This window comes from Desulfocurvus sp. (assembly GCF_023230885.1).
Taxonomy (GTDB): Bacteria; Desulfobacterota; Desulfovibrionia; order Desulfovibrionales; family Desulfovibrionaceae; genus Desulfocurvus.
The window spans coordinates 1-19411 of record NZ_JALNWM010000040.1 but is presented as its reverse complement, the minus strand read 5'-3'; the positions used below and the strand labels follow the sequence as shown (position 1 = coordinate 19411).

The 19411-nt window shown below is 70.0% G+C and carries 18 protein-coding genes, 1 tRNA gene and 1 pseudogene; 10 read left to right on the top strand and 10 right to left on the bottom strand.

Annotation, left to right across the window (positions count from 1 at the left end; translation table 11 throughout):
• Both M0P34_RS04535 and M0P34_RS04530 read left to right on the top strand, forming a co-directional pair.
• Positions 1-480 (top strand): annotated as a pseudogene (locus M0P34_RS04535) (diaminopimelate decarboxylase); the annotation flags it as partial.
• A 427-nt stretch (positions 481-907) separates the two neighbouring features.
• Positions 908-1174 carry an RNA-binding protein gene (locus M0P34_RS04530; RefSeq protein ID WP_291496821.1) on the top strand — a complete coding sequence of 89 codons (267 nt, stop codon included), beginning with the start codon at positions 908-910 and terminating at the stop codon, positions 1172-1174.
• 518 nt (positions 1175-1692) lie between these two features.
• Here M0P34_RS04530 and M0P34_RS04525 read toward each other — a convergent pair.
• From M0P34_RS04525 to rimI, 5 genes are all read right to left on the bottom strand, one after another.
• Positions 1693-1779 (bottom strand) — tRNA-Leu (locus tag M0P34_RS04525).
• 16 nt (positions 1780-1795) lie between these two features.
• Positions 1796-2158 carry a preprotein translocase subunit SecG gene (gene secG, locus M0P34_RS04520; RefSeq protein ID WP_291496820.1) on the bottom strand — a complete coding sequence of 121 codons (363 nt, stop codon included), beginning with the start codon at positions 2156-2158 and terminating at the stop codon, positions 1796-1798.
• A gap of 40 nt (positions 2159-2198) precedes the next feature.
• On the bottom strand, positions 2199-2957 hold the full coding sequence (gene tpiA, locus M0P34_RS04515) for a triose-phosphate isomerase (protein ID WP_291496818.1): 759 nt from the start codon (positions 2955-2957) through the stop codon (positions 2199-2201).
• 3 nt (positions 2958-2960) lie between these two features.
• Positions 2961-4139 (bottom strand): phosphoglycerate kinase, encoded by a 1179-nt coding sequence (locus M0P34_RS04510; RefSeq protein WP_291496816.1) that lies wholly within the window; start codon positions 4137-4139, stop codon positions 2961-2963.
• An 83-nt stretch (positions 4140-4222) separates the two neighbouring features.
• Positions 4223-4783, bottom strand: coding sequence for a ribosomal protein S18-alanine N-acetyltransferase (gene rimI / locus M0P34_RS04505; RefSeq protein ID WP_291496814.1), 561 nt, complete (start codon positions 4781-4783; stop codon positions 4223-4225).
• A gap of 62 nt (positions 4784-4845) precedes the next feature.
• Here rimI and M0P34_RS04500 point away from each other — a divergent pair, with 62 nt between their 5' ends.
• Positions 4846-5424: an NUDIX domain-containing protein gene (locus M0P34_RS04500; RefSeq protein WP_291496812.1), complete on the top strand. Its 579-nt coding sequence runs from the start codon at positions 4846-4848 to the stop codon at positions 5422-5424.
• A 7-nt stretch (positions 5425-5431) separates the two neighbouring features.
• On the opposite strand, the gene M0P34_RS04495 is transcribed toward M0P34_RS04500, so the two are convergent.
• The 3 genes from M0P34_RS04495 to M0P34_RS04485 form a co-directional block, all read right to left on the bottom strand.
• Positions 5432-6241: an inositol monophosphatase family protein gene (locus M0P34_RS04495; protein ID WP_291496810.1), complete on the bottom strand. Its 810-nt coding sequence runs from the start codon at positions 6239-6241 to the stop codon at positions 5432-5434.
• An 88-nt stretch (positions 6242-6329) separates the two neighbouring features.
• Entirely contained in the window at positions 6330-7355 is a 1026-nt protein-coding gene (locus M0P34_RS04490) for a rod shape-determining protein (protein ID WP_291496809.1), read from the bottom strand.
• A gap of 119 nt (positions 7356-7474) precedes the next feature.
• Positions 7475-8446 (bottom strand): GAF domain-containing protein, encoded by a 972-nt coding sequence (locus M0P34_RS04485; protein WP_291496807.1) that lies wholly within the window; start codon positions 8444-8446, stop codon positions 7475-7477.
• A gap of 642 nt (positions 8447-9088) precedes the next feature.
• Here M0P34_RS04485 and M0P34_RS04480 point away from each other — a divergent pair.
• The 4 genes from M0P34_RS04480 (at position 9089) to M0P34_RS04465 (ending at position 14163) form a co-directional block, all read left to right on the top strand.
• A complete protein-coding gene (locus tag M0P34_RS04480) occupies positions 9089-10834 on the top strand; it encodes a hypothetical protein (RefSeq protein WP_291496805.1) in 1746 nt (581 codons plus the stop codon).
• Positions 10835-10884: 50 nt separating this feature from the next.
• Positions 10885-11967 carry a glycine cleavage system aminomethyltransferase GcvT gene (gcvT, locus tag M0P34_RS04475; RefSeq protein WP_291496803.1) on the top strand — a complete coding sequence of 361 codons (1083 nt, stop codon included), beginning with the start codon at positions 10885-10887 and terminating at the stop codon, positions 11965-11967.
• A 140-nt stretch (positions 11968-12107) separates the two neighbouring features.
• The gene (locus M0P34_RS04470) at positions 12108-12827 is read left to right on the top strand and encodes a 16S rRNA (uracil(1498)-N(3))-methyltransferase (RefSeq protein WP_291496801.1); all 720 of its coding nucleotides are present in this window, start codon (positions 12108-12110) and stop codon (positions 12825-12827) included.
• On the top strand, positions 12820-14163 hold the full coding sequence (locus M0P34_RS04465) for a replication-associated recombination protein A (protein ID WP_291496799.1): 1344 nt from the start codon (positions 12820-12822) through the stop codon (positions 14161-14163). The genes M0P34_RS04470 and M0P34_RS04465 overlap by 8 nt, the downstream gene beginning before the upstream one ends.
• A gap of 36 nt (positions 14164-14199) precedes the next feature.
• Here M0P34_RS04465 and M0P34_RS04460 read toward each other — a convergent pair whose 3' ends face one another.
• On the bottom strand, positions 14200-15528 hold the full coding sequence (locus M0P34_RS04460) for a glycosyltransferase (protein WP_291496797.1): 1329 nt from the start codon (positions 15526-15528) through the stop codon (positions 14200-14202).
• Positions 15525-16835, bottom strand: a complete 1311-nt coding sequence (locus tag M0P34_RS04455; protein ID WP_291496796.1) for a glycosyltransferase family 9 protein — start codon at positions 16833-16835, stop codon at positions 15525-15527. The genes M0P34_RS04460 and M0P34_RS04455 overlap by 4 nt, the downstream gene beginning before the upstream one ends.
• A gap of 149 nt (positions 16836-16984) precedes the next feature.
• Here M0P34_RS04455 and M0P34_RS04450 point away from each other — a divergent pair, with 149 nt between their 5' ends.
• The 3 genes from M0P34_RS04450 to hemA form a co-directional block, all read left to right on the top strand.
• Entirely contained in the window at positions 16985-17662 is a 678-nt protein-coding gene (locus tag M0P34_RS04450) for a bifunctional precorrin-2 dehydrogenase/sirohydrochlorin ferrochelatase (protein WP_291496794.1), read from the top strand.
• Entirely contained in the window at positions 17649-18476 is an 828-nt protein-coding gene (ccsA, locus tag M0P34_RS04445; RefSeq protein WP_291496792.1) for a cytochrome c biogenesis protein CcsA, read from the top strand. Before M0P34_RS04450 ends, ccsA begins: the two co-directional genes overlap by 14 nt.
• 10 nt (positions 18477-18486) lie before the next feature.
• On the top strand, positions 18487-19411 hold a 925-nt coding region (gene hemA, locus M0P34_RS04440; protein ID WP_291496790.1), incomplete at its 3' end, for a glutamyl-tRNA reductase.

The window sequence follows — 19411 nt, the reverse complement described above, 5'->3', positions numbered from 1 at the left end:
TTCGGCCGCGCCCTGGCCGAGCGGCTGCGCGGCCTGCCCCTGCGGCTGGTCCTCGAACCCGGGCGGGTCATCGCGGGCAACGCGGGCATCCTGGTCACGCGCGTGCTCTACACCAAGGACACCCCGAGCAAGCACTTCATCATCGCCGACGCGGCCATGAACGACCTGATCCGGCCCTCGCTCTACGGCAGCTACCACAAGATCCTGCCCGTGCTGGAACAGGAGGGGCGCCCCCTGCGCGCGGCCGACGTGGTCGGCCCCGTCTGCGAGTCCGGCGACTTCCTGGCGCGCGACCGCGAGCTGCCCGCCGTGGAACAGGACGAGCTGCTGGCCGTGCTCTCCGCCGGCGCCTACGGCTTCACCATGAGCTCCAACTACAACTCCCGCCCCCGGGCGGCGGAAATCATCGTGGACGGCGCCGAGATCACCGTGGCCCGCCGCCGCGAGACCTACGCGGACCTGACGGCCCTGGAGGAATGAGCGCGAGGCGGGGCGCCCCGGCGTAAACGGGCGCCCCGCAGGGTGCCCCTGCGCCCCCGGCGGCGCAGGGAAGGCGGCGGGGCCAGCCTGTGGGCGGAGCCCCGCCCACGGGCCGCCCGCGGGGCGCCCCGGCCCGGAACAGCAGCGGCCAGGGGCGCAGGCGGCGCGTAAAGACTGGTCAAAACGGGCAACGTTTTTTCGATCCCGGCCTGAAATGCCCTTGACAGGGGAACCCGGCCCGCATAAGAATTCTCAAAAAATTCCAGTGACGCCCGCAGGGGCGCGGCAAAGACGCAACGCCGACGCTGGTGCAAGATCAAACAGGAGTCATCAAGGGGCCGTGTACGCAACTTGTGTACCCGACCCCTTTTTTGAAGGCGCATGGTGCGCCAACCACCCTTCCCTATTCCGCATGGAGAGTTTCACAATGGCCAAGAGCATCTACGTCGGCAATCTGCCCTGGTCCGCCACCGAAGAAGACATCCGCAAGGCGTTTTCCAACTTCGGTGAAGTCAAGTCCGTCAAGCTCATCGAAGACCGCGAGACCGGCCGCCCCCGTGGCTTCGGTTTCGTCGAGATGGACGACCAGAGCGCTCTGGCCGCCATCGAGGCCCTGGACGGCACCGATTTCGGTGGCCGCAACCTGAAGGTCAACGAAGCCCGCCCCCGCACCGAGCGCGCCCCCCGCTGGTAGGCGGCTCGCACCCGACTCGGCATCGAGGCCCGCCCCCATTCCGGGGGCGGGCCTTTTTTGGGAGGTGCTCAAGCCCCCGCGACACGCCCGGCCTGCCACTTCAGGCGCCCCCCGCAAAACCGGCCAGCCCCTGCGGCTGCTCCGCCGGGCAGGCCGACCCCATGCGGCAAACCCAAAAACCGTCCGCGAGCCAAGGGCTTCGAGGGCCCGAATGGCTTCGAGGGCCCATCGGCCTTCATGCGCCTTGCCAGCCCTTCTTGACGGGCCTGAGGCAAGCTGGTGCCGACCCGGCCGCCCCGGCAGTTGGATTTGGCACACCCAGCCTGACCGAAGGGCCGAGTGAACAGCCTCCCATGATTTCGCAGCCCGGGTCCCCGATGAGTTGCAAAAGACACTCCCGCCCAAACCTGATTCTTACAAAAGACACTCCTGCCCAAAAGGGGCCGCACACGTCTTGTTTTATCCGGCAAACACAGAAAAAGGGTTACAGCCTGAGGCTGTAACCCTGATTTTTCAGCTGGTGCCGAAGGGGAGACTCGAACTCCCACGACCGTGAGGTCACCACCCCCTCAAGATGGCGTGTCTACCAGTTCCACCACTTCGGCGTATGGGCTTGTCGAACTACTTCTGGGCGGGTTCCTCGGCCTTGGGCTCCTCGACCTCGATGCTGTCGAAGGGCTTGGCGGGCTCCTGCGGCGCGGGGGCGGCCTCCTCCACGGCAGGCTGGCCGATGATCACCGAGCCGCCCTGGTCGGCGGCCTTGGAGCCGGTAAGGATGTTGTACAGCAGCGAGGTCACCAGGAAGACCACGGCCAGGAAGGCGGTCAGCTTGGTCAGCAGGCCGCCGGCGCCGGAGCCGCCGAACATGGACGACGAACCGCCGCCGAAGATCACGCCCATGCCTTCCTTTCCGGATTGCAGGAGCACGAGGACAACGAGAATGATGCACGCGAGAATGTGCAGGGTCAAAACCAGGGCTTCCAAGTAAGTTCCTCCTGAGGACGCTCTTGCGGTTTCCGGCGCGTCAATCGGCCAGAACGATGCGGCTGAAACTGTCGGCCCGCAAGCTTGCGCCTCCTACCAGTACGCCGTCTACGTTGTCAAGGTGAATAATCTCGGCGGCGTTGTCGGGCTTGACGCTGCCGCCGTACTGGACGCGCACTTCGTGCCCGGCCTCGCCGAACAGCCGCAAGAGCTCCCGGCGCACCGCGCCGTGGGCCTGGACGATCTCCTCCGGGCCCGCGACCTCGCCGGTGCCGATGGCCCACACGGGCTCGTAGGCCACCACCAGCCGCACGGGGTCCACGTCGCGAGGCACCCCGGCCAGGCCCTTGTCCAGCTGGACGCGCAACACGTCCTCCACCTGCCCGGCCCGGCGCTCCTCGATGCGCTCGCCCACGCACAGGATCACCGACAGCCCCTTCTCCAGGCCGAAGGCCACCTTGCGCCCGACCATCTCGTCGGTTTCGCCCATGACATGGCGGCGCTCGGAGTGCCCGGCCAGGGCGAAGGCGCAGCCCGCGTCCAGCAGCATGGCCGGGGATATCTCGCCGGTGAAGGCGCCCTGCTCCTCGGGATAGAAGTTCTGCCCGCCCAGCAGGAAGCGCGGATTGCCCGCCAGAGCCTGCCCCGCGCGGCCAAGGGCCGTGAACGGCGGGATGACCAGCACCTCGCGGTCGTCGGGCAGGGAGGCCCCGCACAGGGCCACCAGCTCGGCGGCGGTGTCGAACGCCTCCTCGGCGGTCTTGTACATCTTCCAGTTGGCGGCCATGAGCTTCTTCACAGGCTAGACCTCCAGGGCCTTGAAGGCGGGCATGTCCTTGCCCTCCATGAGTTCCAGGAACGATCCCCCGCCGGTGGAGACGAAGGTCACCTTGTCCGCCAGCCCGGCCACGGTCAGGGCCGCGCCGGTGTCGCCGCCGCCGATGATGGTCAGCGCGCCGCAGTCCACAACGGCCCGGGCCAGCCCCGTGGAGCCCGCCGCGAAGGCCGGGTTCTCGAACAGGCCCACCGGTCCGTTCCAGACCACCGTGCCCGCCCCGGCCAGGGCCTTGGCCCAGCGCGCCACCGAGGCCGGACCCGCGTCGAGGATCATCTGGCCCTCGGGCACGGCGTCCACGCCCACGGCGGGCCCGGCGGCCCCGGCCTCGGGCCCGGAGCCGAGCACGCAGTCCACGGGCAGCAGCAGCTCGACCCCGCGCCGGGCGGCCTCGTCCATCACGGCCCGGGCCTCGTCCACCAGATCGGGCTCCACCAGCGAGGCGCCCACCCCGTGGCCCTGGGCCAGGAAAAAGGTGTTGGCCATGGCCCCGCCGACGATGAGCTTGTCCACCTTGGACAGCAGGTTGCGCAGGATGCCCAGCTTGGTGGACACCTTGGCCCCGCCGGAGATGGCCACATAGGGCCGCGCGGGGTCGGCCAGGGCCTGGCCCAGGTATTTCCATTCCTTGATGAGCAGCAGGCCCGCGCATTTCTCGGGCGCGTGGGCGGGGATGGCGGTCATGGAGGCGTGGGCGCGGTGGGCCGTGCCGAAGGCGTCGCAGCAGTACACGTCGCACAGGGCGGCCAGGGCCGCGCCGAAGGCGTCGTCGCCCGCCTGCTCCTGCTTGTGGAAGCGCAGGTTCTCAAGCATCAGGATGCCGCCGGGGCCAAGCATGGACACCATGCGCTCGACCTCGGGGCCCACGCAGTCCGGCGCCATGGCCACCTCGCGGCCCAGCAGGTCGGCCAGGTGCCGGGCCACGGGCTTGAGGGAGAACTCGGGAGCGGGCTGGCCCTTGGGCTTGCCCAGGTGCGAGCACAAAATCAGCGCGGCGCCGCGCTCGAGGGCCAGGCGCAGGGTGGGCAGGCTGGCCCGGATGCGGTTGTCGTCGACGATGGCCCCGTCCTTCAGGGGCACGTTGAAGTCCACGCGCACCAGCACCTTCTTGCCCTTGAGGTCCAGTTCGTCGATGCAGCGGATCATGGCGGTTCTCCTTGGGATTGGGCCCGCGGCGGGCCTTTGCGTCATGGTGGGGGCCGCCGCTGGGCGGCCCTTGGCATGCTGTACTACGCGGCGCCGGAATTATCCAGACCCGGGGGAGGCCCCGCCGCGCCGGGCCCGCCCGGGGCCGCCGGGGCGGGCAGGTCCAGGCTCATGAGCACGGCGTCCTCGCCGGTGTCGGTGTAGTAGCCCCGGCGCAGGCCGACGCGGGCGAAGCCGAAGCGGGCATAGAGCGCCAGGGCCGGAACGTTGCCCGCGCGCACCTCCAGCCGGGCCACGCGCACGCCCATCCCCGCGCAGATGCCAAGGGCCAGCCCCAGCAGCCGCGCACCCAGGCCCCGGCGACGCAGCTCCGGGCGCACGGCGATATTCAGGATCTCCATCTCGTCCACGACGTGGTGGAACGACACATAGGCCGCCAGGCCACCGGGACCAAAGAGCCCGAAAACATTGAAGACCCGGCCCTCAAGCCCCAGGCGGAACTCGCGCTCGCCCCAGGGCATGGAGAAGCAGCGCCGCTCCAGCGCCACCAGGCCGGGCAGGTCATCCAGCCCCAGGCGGGCGAAGCGGAACTCCCCGGCGGCCGGTCCGGGCGCGGCGTCCCCGCGCGGCTCGGGCTCAGGCATGGCCCCCTCCCCGTTGCGGCCCCCGGGGGCCTCTGCTAGTATATGCAGCCAAACGCCGCACCATGTCCACACACCTTCACGCCATATCCCCCAGGGCCCAGGACGCCGTGGAAATCGTCGACGACCAGGACCGCCCCCTGGGCGTCATGCCCCTGGCCGAGGCCCGGCGCCAGGCCCTGTTCCACCGCACTGTGCTGGTGCTGGTCTACGACGCCCGGGGCCGGGTGTTCCTGCAAAAACGCGCCCGGACCAAGACCCTCTACCCCGGGCGCTGGGACCTGTCGGCCGCCGGGCCAGTGCTGGCCGGGGAATCCTGCGAGGACGCCGCCCTGCGCGGCCTGCGCCAGGAGCTGGGCATCGGCGGGGCGCTGCTGACGCGCCTGGGCAAGGCCCCGGCCTGCCCGGAAACGGGCTACGGCTTCACCACCCTGTTCGCCGCCGGGGCCTGCCCGGGCCCCCTGCTGCCCGACCCCGCCGAGATCGAGGACGGCCTGTTCGTGGACCGCGACGAACTGGACGCCCTGGCCGCCAGCTTCCGCGAGATGCTCACGCCGACGTTGGTCAGCTTCTGGGAGCGCGACATGGTCTTCCGCCCGGCGCGCCCCGGGCGCCCGGACGACGACGGCGCGCCCGACCCCTGAGGCCGCGCTATTCCCGCAGGTCGGGCCCGTCGCCCAGCACCAGGGCGGCCACGGCCCCGTGGAGCCGGCCGTTGGAGGCCAGGATGCTCGGGGCGCCCGGGGTGTAAGGCACCTCGGGGTCGAAGCGCGTGACGCGCCCGCCCGCCTCCTCCACCAGCAGCCAGCCCGCCGTGGTGTCCCACGGCTTGAGGCGGATTTCGTAGAAGGCGTCCAGCCGCCCGCAGGCCACATAGGCCAGGTCCGCCGCCGCCGCGCCCATGCGCCGCAGCCCGCGCGTGGCGGGCAGCACCCGGCTCATGGGGCCCATGATATGCTCCATGTCCCCGGCCACGGAATAGGGGAAGCCGGTGGCCACCAGGGCGTCCACGGGCCGGTCCGTGGCGCTCACGGCGATGGGCTCGCCATTCAGGAAGGCGCCCTGCCCGCGCACGGCGTGGAACGTCTCGCCCAGGACGGGCACGGCCACGACGCCCAGCACCGGCTCCCCGGCGCGCCAAAGACCAACGGAAACCGCCACCACGGGCAGGCCGTGGGCGAAGTTGGTGGTGCCGTCCAGGGGGTCGATGATCCAGGTCAGCTCGCCGGGCACGCGGCTGGCCGCGCTCTCCTCGGCCATGAAGTCCGCCCCGGGCAACAGGGCCCCCAGGCGCTCCTTGAGCAGGGCCTCCGAGGCCAGGTCCGTTTCGGTGACCAGGTCGATGCGCCCTTTGTGGCGGATGCGGCGCGGGCGGGTCCGGGCGTCGAGGATGCACTGCCCGGCCTCATGCACTGCGGCCAGGACGCCTCCCAGCAGCACCGGGGTGACGAAGGGGTTCATTGGCGGCTCCCGTTTGCCGCCCCCGCGCGCCGGGCGGCAAAAGGGCGGCCCGGGGCCGCCCTTTCGAACCGCAGCGGCGCGGGCGCGGCTAGTTGATCCAGACCTTGGAAAAACGCTTGTCCTCCGCGAGGCTGCGGCCCGTGCCGCGCACCACGGTGGTCAGCGGATCCTCGTCCACGATGACCGAGAGGTTGGTTTCCTGGCTGATGAGCCGGTCCAGCCCCTTGAGCAGCGCCCCGCCGCCCGCCAGCAGCAGGCCGTTGCGGGCGATGTCGCCCACCAGCTCCGGGGGCGTCTTCTCCAGGGCGCGCTTGACGGCCATGATGATGGCCGCCACGGGCTCGCGGATGGCCTCGCGGACCTGGGCGTCGGTGATCTCGATGCAGCGCGGGGTGCCGTCCACGATGTTCTTGCCCGAAACCTCGCCCACGAGGGTTTCGTCCAGGGGCGCGGCGCTGCCCAGGTGCATCTTGACCTTCTCGGACATGTTCTCGCCGATGAGCAGCTGGTAGCGGTCCTGGAAATAGCGCTGGATGGCCTCGTTCATCTCGTCGCCCGCCACGCGCACGGACTCGGCGTAGGCCACGGCGGACAGGGAAATGACGGCCACCTCCGTGGTGCCGCCGCCGATGTCCACCACCATGTTGCCCACGGGCTCCTCGATGGCCAGCCCCGCGCCGATGGCCGCGGCCATGGGCTCCTCGATGAGCTTGACCTCGCGCGCGCCGGCCTGGAGCCCGCTCTCGATGACCGCGCGCTTCTCCACCTGGGTGATGCCCGTGGGCACGCAGATGACGATGCGCGGCTTGATGAGCGACATGCCCCGGATGACCTTGCGGATGAAGAAGGCGATCATCTCCTTGGTCACCTCGAAGTCGGCGATGACGCCGTCCTTCATGGGCCGGATGGCGCGGATGCGGTCGGGCGTGCGCCCCAGGAAGTCCTTGGCCTCCTTGCCCACGGCGATGACGTTGCCGGTCTTGGTGTCCAGGGCCACCACGGAGGGCTCGTTGAGCACGATCCCTTCCTTTGGCGTATACAGCAGGGTGTTGGCCGTGCCGAGGTCCATGGCCAGATCTTTGCCCAGCATCCCCAGGAGGCGTTTCAGGAACATGGAGAAACCCCTTGTGCGCGGCTCGGTGCCGCGCCACAGAAAAAGTCTAGAGTATTTCTACCCACTCAGGGATTTATATCCGAACCGGCCCCGGACGGCAATGGTCCCGAAAAGAATTTTCAGGAGGAGGGGCCAAGGCTGGCCAACCGCGCCTGGAGATAGAGATTTTCGAGGAAGAGGGACAGGTTGGCCGTGGCCAGCCCGAGGAAATTGCGCATGGCCGGGGTCACGGCGACCACCTCGGGGCTGCACAGGGCGAGCACGGCCCGGGGCTTGCGCCCGAAGACCACGGGCAGCAGCACGAAGCTGCCCAGCTCCGGCGCGGGCACGTCCTTGCCGAAGAGCGAGCGGCCCGCAGGGCAGCAGCCCCGGTCGCCGGAGAACACGGGCTGGCCGGAATTGAACACATAGCCCACCAGCCCGCTCTTGATGGGCACCATGCCCGGATGGGGCACATGGGACGGGAAAAACCCCTCGGGCACGCCCTCCAGGAAATAGTTGGCGCCGCGCTCGTCCCGCGCGGCCAGGAAACACTGGCCGAACCCCGTGGCCTGGGCCAGCAGCTCCAGGAACGTGGTCAGGTAGGCCGCCCAGCGCGGGGCGCGGGCGCGCAGTTCCACCATGTGTTGCAGGGTGCGGTAGAAGCGGCTCTCCTCCATGCCCTGGCCGATGAGGAACTCGCTGCTCTGGATATCGCAGGCCAGGCGGGCCAGCAGGTCGAGGATCTTCTGGTCCTTGTCGCTGAAGGAGTACTGGCGGCGGCTGTCCACGCAAAGGGCCCCGCCGCCCTGCACCGGGCAGCCCATGAAGGCCTTGATCTGGCTCTCGTCCTTGTGGTCGTAGTAGCCCAGGTGGCTGCGCTTCTGGTCGAAATTGTTGATGAGCAGCGGCTTCTTGTTGCGCAGGATCCAGCCCACCAGGCCCTGGCCGGGCATGATCGTCGTGGCGCCGTCGATGCCGTCGCCCAGGCTGAACTTCCCGGCGATGCAAAAGCCCTCGCCCGTCACGGCGGGCAGGAAAAGCACGGCCGAATAGGCGTCGTACACGCTGCCGACGACGTTCAGGAATTTGATGAGGCTGTCCGTTCCCATTGGCTCCAGGTCCGTCCGTGATGCCCCGCGCCGACCCGTCGGGCGCGGGGTGCCCCCCGGGAGCCTCGGGGCTCGACCGGCGGGAAGAGGACAAGTTACGACAGGCCCGCAAAAAACAAAACCGCTTTTTCCGGCCCGGTGTCCCGGCCCGGAAAAGCCGCGCACGGAACGGCCCGGACACCGGCCCCCGGGGCGCGAGCCCGCAAGCGGAAAGGCAGCCTGGGTGCAAGAACAAACGCAACGCCGCCATCAGTGCATAACATTTGACTCGTTACACACGATTAAAGATCGGACATGCCCTCCAAGATACATTCACCGTGCCGCGCGCAACACACAACACAAGAGCGCCGGACACAAGACGGCGTTGCCGGAAGCCCCCCGGGGGCCGCACCGGCCGACCGGGGGCGCGCCCGGGCTCTGGAGGGCCGCCGGGTTCGCGGCCCCGGCCCGGGGCACCGGCCTGGCCGACCGGCCCGCCCCGGGAGGCCGGAGGCGGCCTGCGGCCCGGCGATACGGTTCGGCCCTGAAAGTTTTGCCTTTTTTGTATTGTCAATGCGCCCGGGCAACGCTAGAATTGCGACGAATGGATATTCAAACCGGGCTCGGGCGCCCTGCCCACCCACCGGAGCAACGGCAAAAGGCATGGCTTTTTCCTGGGAGCAGGCGTTCAGCAAGGTCCGTGAATTCCCCCTGACGGCGGGAGCCGACGGTCCCGTGCCCTTGCAGGTCGACAGCATCCCCCGCCTCAAGCGCTTCCTGGACTGGGTGCAGATCAGGCACTGCCTGCTGAAGCCCTACTTCGAGCAGCCCGACTACCCCCTGGTGGAATCGCGCGAGCTGCTGCCCTCCTTCGAGGCCGACCCCTTCGAGCATACCAACCTGCCGGGCTTCTCCATGGTCGCCCTGGCCAGGCCCTTGTCCTATTTTTCCGAGGTCTTCCAGTTCGACATCCTGCACGACCTGCTGGGCGAGGCGGAGCTGGGGCTGGAGAACGCCTGCCCCCTGGAGCGCGCCGTGCAGGTGCGCAACCGCCAGACCTGCCTGAACCGCCTGCCCAAGCGCTGGCAGGAGGCCTTCCGCAGGGAATTCCTGCGCAAGGACCTGACAGCCCTGGAGAACTATCCGGACGTTCTGCCCTTCCTGCTCCAGATGGATCGCGCCCACGTCCTGGCCAAGGACCGGGGCGGCGGCTTCCACCTGGCCGGGGTCTACGCCTCTTTCCCCTCGGACCTGGACACCGAGATCAAGCGCTTCGGGGTGCGCACCGGCAAGTTCACCGTGGGCGACAACGCGCGCTACGAGCGCAACCGCCTGTTCGTCTACCAGTTCCTCATGGAGCTGTACGGGTTCCCCATCGTCTCGGAGCGGCGCACCTCCAGCGCACTGTTCTCGCGCCGCCTCCAGCGCATGGGCGAGGATTTCATGATCCGCGTGCTCGGCCAGTCCGACCGGACCATCACCACCCTGTACTCCCATCCCCTGAGCCGCCGCTATCCGCGCGTGGAGAAAACCGCCCTGGTGCAGGTGGACAACGAGCAGAAGGACGTGCTGCGCAAGCTGGCCCAGGGCCGCTACTTCGTGGACCGCGCCCGGCGCGTGGTCATCCTGCGCGTGACCTACCGCCAGCACAAGTTCAGCCGCGACAACGTGCGCCAGGACCGCGCCCTGTCCGTGCTCCGCCAGGAGGTCATCCACCCCCTGTCGGGCCGGGTCAACGCGATGGTCAACATCATCAAGGACGCCTCGAACATGTTCCTGCGGCTGAACGACATCGCCCGCGGCGAATACAACGGGCGCATCGTCTACAAGCGCAACGAGGTGGTGGAGAACACCGACACCCATGAGAAGCGCCTGAAGTTCCTCTTCGCCTGGCTCTCCAAGCACCAGCGCAGGATCATCGGCTACTCCGGCGAATTCTACTCCAACGTCACCAAGGTCCTGGACACCTACCTGCGCAACCCGGACTACTACGAGACCTTCAACTCCATGCACGACCTCCACCAGGAGGTCTGGGCCAAGTACAGCTACATCCAGCAGGCGCGCAAGGTGCAGGCCCTGGAGGACCTGAGCAGGCGCGCGCACAAGGGCGGGCGCCTGGGGCACCTGGAGGCCCTGGAGCAGGCCAACGCCCTGCTGAACGACCTCAAGTACGAGATCGTCAACTACTTCGACGAACTGGTGGAAAGCGTCATCATCCTGGGCGAAAACATGCTCCAGGACGCCTACCTCGTGCGCACATACATCCGCCGCCGCGACGAGGACCTGACCCCATACGGGCGCGAGGTGCGCCGCCAGTACGGACGGCTGGTGGCCCAGCTCGACGAGTTCAAGTCCATCCGCAAAACCCGGGCGGAATCAGGTGACAAGCCCCTGGAACATGCTGTATAGGCCGGGTTTGCCCTTTGGTCTTTCCCTTCCGTCTGCGCAAGGAGAAGTCGTTGTCCGAGCTATTCAAGACACCCCTGCACTCCTGGCATGTCGGTCACGGCGCCAGGATGGTCCCCTTCGCCGGCTGGGACATGCCCGTCCAATACGCCGGTATTCTTGAAGAACACCAGCACACCCGCACCAAGGCCTCCGTCTTCGACATCTGCCACATGGGCGAGTTCAAGCTGCGTGGCGCCAAGGCCCGCGACGCCCTGTCGCGCGTGGTGACCCACAACCTGGACACCCTCGGCCCCCGGCGCTGCCGCTACGGCTTCCTGCTGAACGAACAGGGCGGGATCATCGACGACTGCATCGTCTACTGCATGGCCGACGACGAATACATGCTCGTGGTCAACGGCGCGCGCATCGACACGGACTACGCCTGGATCAAATCGCACCTGCCGGAGGGCATGTTCTTCGAGAACATCTCGGACATGACCGCCAAGATCGACCTCCAGGGCCCCGAGGCCTGCCGCGTCCTCAACGAGGCCACCGGCGAGGACTGGTCGTTCCTGACCTATTTCTCCTTCAAGCGCACCGAGTTCGACGGCGACCCGATGGTCGTCAGCCGCACGGGCTACACCGGCGAGCTGGGCTACGAGCTGTACCTGCGCGAGGACAAGGCCCAGGCCCTGTGGGAGCTGCTGCTGCAAAACCCGCTGGTCCGCCCCGCCGGCCTCGGCGCGCGCGACACCCTGCGCCTGGAGATGGGCATGGCCCTCTACGGCCAGGACCTGGACGAGAAGCACACCCCCGCCGAGGCGGGCATGTCCGTCTTCCTCAAGTCCCCGGCCGACCACATCGGCAAGGCCAGGGCCTTCGACGTGCGCGAGTCGCTCATCCCCCTGGTGCTCGAAGGCCGCCGCGCCGCCCGCCACGACGACCCCGTGCTGCTGCCCTCGGGCGAGCCCGTCGGCCGGGTGACCAGCGGCTCCTTCGCCCCCAGCCTGGGCCATGCCGTGGCCCTGGCCTATGTGCAGGCCGAGCACGCCGAAGCCACGCAGTTCCTGGTCGGCAAGGGCGCCAAGCCCCTGGCCGCCACCCGGGGCACCCTGCCCTTCTACACCCAGGGCACGGCCCGCGTGAAGCTCTAGCCGCGGCGCGCGCAAAGCCGCCCCGGGCCGCCCGCGCGGCCCGGGGCGTTTTTTTTCGCCCGGCCGCGCCCGGGCCGGGCGCGGCGGGCCGGTGTCCGGCACGGTTGCGCCCGGGCCCGGGCCGCGCTAAGACGAGCGCCATGAAGACCTTCCTCCTCGAACCCCACCGCTGGCGCGACCCCTTCGTGCTCGACGGCCCCGAGGCCCACCACCTGGGGCGCGTGCTGCGCACGGCCCCGGGCGAAACCCTGCGCGGGCTGGACGGCGCGGGGCGCACGGGCCTGTTCCGCGTGCTGGCCGTGGACCGCCGGACCCTGACCCTGGAACTCCTGGAGGAACACGCCGCCCCCGCGCCCCGGGCCCGGACCATCCTGGCCGTGGGCTGGGCCAAGTCCGCCCGGCGCGGCTGGCTGCTGGAAAAGGCCGTGGAGCTGGGCGCCGGGGAGGTCTGGTTCTGGCAGGCGGCCCACAGCCAGGGCCGGGTTCCCGACGCGCCCAAGGAGACCTGGGCCGCCGCCCTGGCCGCCGCGGCCAAGCAGTGCGGCTCCCCCTGGCTGCCCGGGCTGCGCACCCTGCCCTCCCTGGAGGCCCTGCTCGAAGCCGGGGCGGCCGTCCCCCGGCGCTACCTGCTGTGGGAGGACCAGCGGCGCCCGCGCCTGCTGGGCCCGGCCGATGTCACCGCAGCCCGGGGCGACGTGCTCTGCGTGCTGGGCCCCGAAGGCGGCCTGAACCCCCGCGAGGTCAGCGCCCTGGAGGCGGCGGGGTTCGCGGCCGTGAGCCTGGGGCCGTCGGTGCTGCGCTTCGAGACCGCGGCCCTGGCGGCCCTGACCCTGTTCTGGTGGGGTGGCGCCCATGCTTGAGAACCCGCGCGAAACCGCCCCCGAAGACGCCCCCGCCCCCGGGGACGCCCCGGCCCGCGACGCGAACCAGCCCCTGGCCGACCGCATCCGACCCCGGACCCTGGACGAATTCATCGGCCAGCGGCACATCCGGGCCAAGGTCGAGGCCATGGCCCGGGGGCCGCGCCTGCCCTCGCAGCTTTTCTTCGGCCCGCCGGGCTGCGGCAAGTCCACCCTGGCGCTGCTGCTGGCCAGGCTCTCGGGCCTTCCCTTCGTGCGCGTCAGCGCCCCGGAGGCCGGGCTGGCCGAACTGCGCAAGCGCATCAAGGGCCGGCGGGTGCTCATCCTCGACGAGCTGCACCGTTTCTCCAAGGCCCAGCAGGACTTCTTCCTGCCCATCCTCGAATCGGGGGAAATCGCCCTGCTGGCCACCACCACCGAGAACCCCTCGTTCTCGGTGACGCGCCAGCTGCTCTCGCGGCTGCATGTGCACCGGCTGCGGGCCCTCTCGCGCCAGGACCTGCGCGAGGTCGCCGCCCGGGGCATGGCCGCCCTGGGCCAGGAGCTGCCCGAGGCCAGCCTGGACGTGCTGGCCGCCGTCGCCCAGGGCGACGCACGGACCCTGCTGAACCTTGTGGAATACACCGCCGCCCTGCCCGAGGCCGAACGCTCGTCCGAGGGGCTCAAGGCCGTGCTGCCCGACGTGGTCCTGCGCGGCGACCGCGACGGCGACTCGCACTACGAGCTGGCCTCGGCGCTCATCAAATCCATCCGCGGCAGCGACCCCGACGCGGCGCTCTACTACCTGGCCTGCCTGCTGGAAAGCGGCGAGGACCCGCGCTTCGTCACCCGGCGGCTGATCCTTTCCGCCGGGGAGGACGTGGGCCTGGCCGACCCCGGCGCCCTGCCCCTGGCCGTGGCCTGCCAGCAGGCCGTGGAGTTCGTGGGCATGCCCGAGGGCTTCATTCCCCTTGCCGAGACGGTGACCTATCTCGCCCTGGCGAAAAAGAGCAATTCCAGCTATATGGCCTACCACATGGCCGCGCGCGAAATCCGCGAGAACGGCATGCGGCCCGTGCCGCTGCATCTGCGCAACGCCTCCACCCGGCTGCAAAAGCAGTGGGGCTTCGGCCAGGGCTACAAGTACCCGCACAACTATCCCGGCGGCTGGGCGCCGCAGCGCTACCTGCCCGATGGCGTGGCGGGCGGCTTCTACACCCCGCGCGACAACGGCCAGGAGCCGCGCCTGAGCGCGTGGTGGCGGGGCCTGCCGCGCCCGCAGGAACCCGACGCCCAGGACGGGCCGGAAGGTCCGGACGGACAGACGTCCCCCGGCCCCGGGGCCGGGGACGAATAGGCCGGGGCGGGCCCGGAGCCCCCGGGCCCGGGATCGTCAGGAGGGTTCCGCAGGCTTGGCGCCGTACTGTCTGCGCCATTCGTCCAGGAACAGCACGGCCGTTTCCACCTCGGTCAGTTCGCCCTGGCGCTGGCGCACGGCCCAGACCAGGTCGTCGAAGGTCGTGTCGGCCCCAAGCCCCAGACGATCCAGCAGCTCCACCACCTGGGCCCGCAGGGGCTCGGGCAGGCCGTCCAGGGCCCGGGCGCTCTTGCGCGGGGCGGGCCAGCCCGGGCGCCGCTGGGCCACGAAGGCCAGCAGCGCGGCCATGCGGTGGGTGTAGGTGTGGTCGGCCAGCACGCGCTCCCGGCCCCGGCGGGCGTACTCCAGCCGCTCCTCAGGGTGCTCCAGGAAATACGCGATGCGCTCGTCGAGCTCCTCCAGGGTCTGGAAGGTCGCCAGCTCGTCGGACCAGAACAGGTCGTCCATGAGCCCGCGCCGGTCCACCAGCTGGAACGCCCCGCAGGCGGCCAGCTCGAAGGTGCGCGGGTTCACGAAATCCCCCGGGGGCACGGGGTTGTCGGCCTGCACGCTGGAGTGCAGGTTCAGGTTGACCAGGGTGGCGTTGAAGATCTTCACGCACTCCTCGGGGCTCACGCGGCGCCCGCGCATCTGCACGCGCCGGGCCAGGGCCGCGTCGCCCTCCCACTCCGTGCCCCATATCTTGAAATCGTGATGCGCAAGGCGCCGGAAGGCCGCGCGCCGGTTGGGATAGCCCGCGCCCATGAACCCCACCTGGGCGCCCCAGGTGCGGCGCTCGCCGGGGGTCAGGTCCAGGGGCCTGTGGAACTGCGGGTCCGCCGCCAGGGGCAGGTAGAGGGCGTTGGGCTGCCCCGCGGCCGCCAGCTCGCCCAGGAAGGGATCCTCCTGGATCACGGCGAAGAAATCGTACAGCGGCGCGTAGGCCCGCCAGTAGGTGAAGACGCGCCAGTCCTCCACGAACCACATGGCCGTGGGCACGCCGTCGCGGCGCAGCCGCCGCAGGGCCTGGGCGCCCAGGGGCGCCTGGGCCAGGGCCAGGACGAGGTCGGGCTCGAAGGTTTCCACCTTGGCCAGGATGGCCTGGGAGATCACGCCCAAAAAGGCGTTCTCCAGGTGCGTCAGCCGCTCGGAGGTGACGCGCAGCCCCTTGAGGGCCGAAAAGGCGCCATGAAAATCCGGGGCCTCGAATGTCTCCACCATATGGCCCATGCCCGCCAGGGCCCGTCCGCAGAAGCGGGCCACGGGCAGGGAGCCGCCGTACAGCGGCGGCACGAGCAGGACCCGCAACGGCCCTTGCGGCGTGCCGGAGCGTGCGGCTTCCGTCAGATCGCTTCTCGAAGTCATGCCTGAACCTTCTCCTGGAAATCCAGGAACTCCATGGTTGTATGCGGCTTGGCGGCGCCCGGAAGCATCCAGTCTTCCTCGGGCAGGAATTCCCTTGCCAACTCCGGGTCCACGACGCCGGGCATGGGGCGGCCCAGCACCCCGGCCATGAGCGTGCGGAACTGGCGGCGGCGTTCGGCCTCCGGGTCCGGCCCGAGCACGGCGCGGAAGGTCAGCCCCAGGGGGTCGAACGCCGACACATAGCCCGTGAGCCCCTCCGGGGTCTCGAAGGCCGGATTGCCGGCCAGGTGGCGCAGCAGGTCGCGCCCGGAGAAGGCCCGGGCGCAGCGCGTGCCGATGGGGCAGGGCGAGGTCTCCAGGCAGGGGGCGCAGTCCATGTCCGCCTGCCAGACGCGATGCCCAAGGCCGTAGGGCCCGGTTTCGAAACACCACGCCGAGGACAGGAAGAACGCGTGGACCGGCACGCCCAGGTGGGCCGCCAGGTGCATGGTGCCCGTGTCGGGCGTGAGCAGCGCGTCCAGTCCGTCCAGGGCATCCAGCAGCCCGCGCCAATCCGTGGCGCCCACCATGTCCCGGGTCATGTCGCGCAGGGCGCGCGGCATGAGGGCCAGCAGTTCCTTGGCCGCCGCGCGCTCGGCCCGGGAGCCCAGCAGCACCACCCGCGAGGCCCCCGTGCCCTGGACCACGGCCCCGGCCAGCAGGGCCAGGGTCCGGGGCGGCAGGGAGCGCCGCGCGTTGCGCCCGGCCAGCACCAGCCCCACCCCGCCCCCCCCGCGCCGGGCCACGGGGTTGACCATGCCCGGGGGCAGCGGGTCGTCGGCCAGCTCGGCCCAGTAGTCCACAAGGTTCAGCCCCGCGAAGCGGCGCTGGCGCGTCCAGCGCAGGGCCATGCGCGCCCAGGGCCCGGACAGGCGCTGGCCGTTCTCCATGCGGTGCCCGCGCACGATGGCCGGGTCGAACAGGGTGGACAGGGCGAAATTCAGGCCGGAATAGTTGAGGTTGTAGACCTCGTGGAACCCGGCTCCGCGCAGGGCGGCGAAGGCGGGCATGTTCTCGGCCAGGGCCTGCCCGGGATCGGCCTGCCCCTGGGCGTGGGCCGCCAGGGCGTGGACGCGGACCCCGGGGAAGAGCAGCGCCGCCAGCCCGGCCAGGGAACGGTCCACCGCCAGGTGGACCTCGGCCTCCGGCCGGGCCGCCAGGGTGGCCAGCAGGCGCTTGGTCTGCACCAGGTCGCCGAAGCGGGCGAGCTGGACCACCAGATGTTTGCGGCCGTGTGCCGGAAGCTGGTCCGAGCGGGGTTCCTGCATGCCGTGTCGGGGGGTTGCGGATTGGGGAGGAACCCCGGCAAGGTAGCCCAAAGCGCCCCGCGAGGCAACGGCACAGACGGCGATTGCCAACGTGCCCCGGGGGCTTATATCCTTTTGCCTGCGCGGGAAGCTTCTGGTACGAAGGCCCGATGCGCCACTATCCCGTTTTCCTGGATCCGGCCCGGCTGCGCGCGCTGGTGGTGGGCGCGGGCGCCGTGGGCCTGCGCAAGATCGGCACCCTGCTGGACTGCGGGGCCGCCCATGTGCTGGCCCTGGACACCGCCCCGCCCTCGCCGGAGCTGCAAGGGCTGCTGGCGCGCCCGGGCCTGGAGTTCGCCCGGCGGCCCTTCGCCCCCGGGGACCTGGACGGCCGGACCCTGGCCTTCGCCTGCACGGGCGACCCCGGGGTCAACGCCCAGGTGGCCGGGGCGGCCCGGGAACGCGGCGTGCCGGTCAACGTGGCCGACGCCCCGGAGCTGGGCACGTTCATCGTGCCCGCCACGGTGGAGAGCGGCGCGCTGACCGTGGCCTTTTCCACCGGCGGCGCCAGCCCGGCCCTGGCCCGGCGCATCGGCGAGGAGATGCGCGGGCACTTCGGCCCGGCCTACGGCTTGTTTTTGACCCTCATGGAGCGTATGAGGCCCCAGGTGCTGGCCCTTGGCCTGGGCACACCGGCCAATACGGAACTGTTCCGCGCCCTGGTGGCCTGCGGGCTGCTGGAGGCCCTGGGCCGCGCCGACCGCGACGGGGCCGCCGCCCTGCTCGCGGAGCTGCTGCCCGGCCCCCTGGTCCCCAAGATCGGAGAACTGCTCGATGGACTATGCTAGCCTGCTGGAAATAGTCGTGGTGACGCTATATTTCGCCGGGGCCCTGCTCTTCCCCGCCGGGATGCTCGGCCAGCGGCCCCTGCTCAAGCGCGTGGGCTCCCTGTGCGCTGCGGGCGGGCTTGTGCTGCACACCCTGGAAATCGCCCTGCTCTTCGCCGCCGGGGGCCACGCCGCCTTCCGCCAGGGCGGGCTGTACTACAGCCTCATGGCCTGGCTGCTGCTGGTGGTCTATTTCGCCATCTGGCGCGCCCGCAAGCTCGATTTCCTGGCCCTGGGCGCCTCGCCCCTGGCCCTGGTGCTCTACCTGTCGTCCATCACCATCCCGGCGGGCAAGGCCGTGACCATGCCCGAGCACTTCGCCGGGCTGTTCTTCACCCTGCACATCGGCGCGCTGCTGTGCAGCCTGACGCTGCTGGCCATGGCCTTCGCCGCCGGGGCGCTGTTCCTGCACATGGAACGCAAGATCAAGACCAAGGAGAAGCTCACCGGCTTCCGCAAGGACCTGCCCAGCCTGAACACCCTGGACCTGGCCAATAAATGGGCCGTGATCTGGGGCTTTCCGCTCTATTCCCTGGGCCTGCTCTCCGGCTTCATCTGGGGCCGCTACACCTGGGGCAGGCTCATCACCTGGGATCCCAAGGAAATCACCTCCCTGTGCATCTGGGTGCTCTACGCCTACCTGTTCCACCAGCGCCTGAGCCTGGGCTGGCGCGGCCGCAAGGCCGCCACCCTGGGCATGCTGGTCTTCGCCCTGTCCATGCTTTCCCTGGTCCTGGTCAACTTCCTGGTCCCCTCGCACCACAACTTCCAATAATACCGGCGCCATGAAGCAAAAAATAATCCTTGTCGGCCTGAACCACCGCACCGCGGGAGTGGAAATCCGCGAGGCCTACGCCCTGGCCGAGTGCGACCCCTGCCGCCTGGGGCTGGTCCGCCCCGAGGGGCCGGTCACCGAGGCCGTGACCCTGTCCACCTGCAACCGGGTGGAGATCCTGGCCGTGGCCGATGCGTCGGTGCAGCCCGAGGCCATCCTGTCTTTCTGGGCCGAAACATGCGGCGGCAGCGTCGGCGTGCTCGGCCCGCACGTCTACGCCCACCAGGGCCTCGACGCCGTGCGCCACCTGTTCACCGTGGCCTCCAGCCTGGACTCCATGGTCATGGGCGAGCCGCAGATCCTGGGCCAGATCAAGGACGCCTACCGCGCCAGCGTGGACCACGGGTCGTCCAAGGTCATCCTGAACCGCCTGCTGCACAAGGCGTTCTCCGTGGCCAAGCGCGTGCGCACCGAGACGGCCATCGCCTCCAGTGCCGTGTCCATCAGCTACGCCGCCGTGGAGCTGGCCAAGAAAATCTTCGGCGATATGAGCACCAACCGGGCCATGCTCGTGGGCGCCGGGGAAATGGCCGAGCTGGCCGCCGCCCACCTGGTCAACGCGGGCATCCGCGAGGTGCTGGTGGCCAACCGCACCCTCTCGCGCGCCAAGGAGCTGGCCGGGCGCTTCAAGGGCCGCGCCGTCCCCTTCGAGGAGCTGACCTCCAGGCTGCCCGAGGTGGATATCGTCATCTCCTCCACCGGCGCCACCGAGGCCGTGATCCGCGCGCGCGACGTGAAGCCCGTGCTGCGCGCGCGGCGCAACCGGCCCATGTTCTTCATCGACATCGCCGTGCCGCGCGACATCGACCACGATGTCAACGCCCTGGACAACGTCTACCTCTACGACATCGACGACCTGAAGGAGGTGGTGGAGG

What these genes read in the sequence shown, in the direction of transcription:
- M0P34_RS04485 (WP_291496807.1), bottom strand. Translation starts at nt 8,446, where the DNA reads ATGGGAACGGACAGCCTCATCAAATTCCTGAACGTCGTCGGCAGCGTG.
- M0P34_RS04500 (WP_291496812.1), top strand. Translation starts at nt 4,846, where the DNA reads ATGTCCACACACCTTCACGCCATATCCCCCAGGGCCCAGGACGCCGTG.
- M0P34_RS04450 (WP_291496794.1), top strand. Translation starts at nt 16,985, where the DNA reads ATGCGCCACTATCCCGTTTTCCTGGATCCGGCCCGGCTGCGCGCGCTG.
- M0P34_RS04510 (WP_291496816.1), bottom strand. Translation starts at nt 4,139, where the DNA reads ATGATCCGCTGCATCGACGAACTGGACCTCAAGGGCAAGAAGGTGCTG.
- M0P34_RS04530 (WP_291496821.1), top strand. Translation starts at nt 908, where the DNA reads ATGGCCAAGAGCATCTACGTCGGCAATCTGCCCTGGTCCGCCACCGAA.
- M0P34_RS04480 (WP_291496805.1), top strand. Translation starts at nt 9,089, where the DNA reads ATGGCTTTTTCCTGGGAGCAGGCGTTCAGCAAGGTCCGTGAATTCCCC.
- M0P34_RS04460 (WP_291496797.1), bottom strand. Translation starts at nt 15,528, where the DNA reads ATGACTTCGAGAAGCGATCTGACGGAAGCCGCACGCTCCGGCACGCCG.
- rimI (WP_291496814.1), bottom strand. Translation starts at nt 4,783, where the DNA reads ATGCCTGAGCCCGAGCCGCGCGGGGACGCCGCGCCCGGACCGGCCGCC.
- M0P34_RS04470 (WP_291496801.1), top strand. Translation starts at nt 12,108, where the DNA reads ATGAAGACCTTCCTCCTCGAACCCCACCGCTGGCGCGACCCCTTCGTG.
- M0P34_RS04455 (WP_291496796.1), bottom strand. Translation starts at nt 16,835, where the DNA reads ATGCAGGAACCCCGCTCGGACCAGCTTCCGGCACACGGCCGCAAACAT.
- ccsA (WP_291496792.1), top strand. Translation starts at nt 17,649, where the DNA reads ATGGACTATGCTAGCCTGCTGGAAATAGTCGTGGTGACGCTATATTTC.
- M0P34_RS04465 (WP_291496799.1), top strand. Translation starts at nt 12,820, where the DNA reads ATGCTTGAGAACCCGCGCGAAACCGCCCCCGAAGACGCCCCCGCCCCC.
- M0P34_RS04490 (WP_291496809.1), bottom strand. Translation starts at nt 7,355, where the DNA reads ATGTTCCTGAAACGCCTCCTGGGGATGCTGGGCAAAGATCTGGCCATG.
- M0P34_RS04495 (WP_291496810.1), bottom strand. Translation starts at nt 6,241, where the DNA reads ATGAACCCCTTCGTCACCCCGGTGCTGCTGGGAGGCGTCCTGGCCGCA.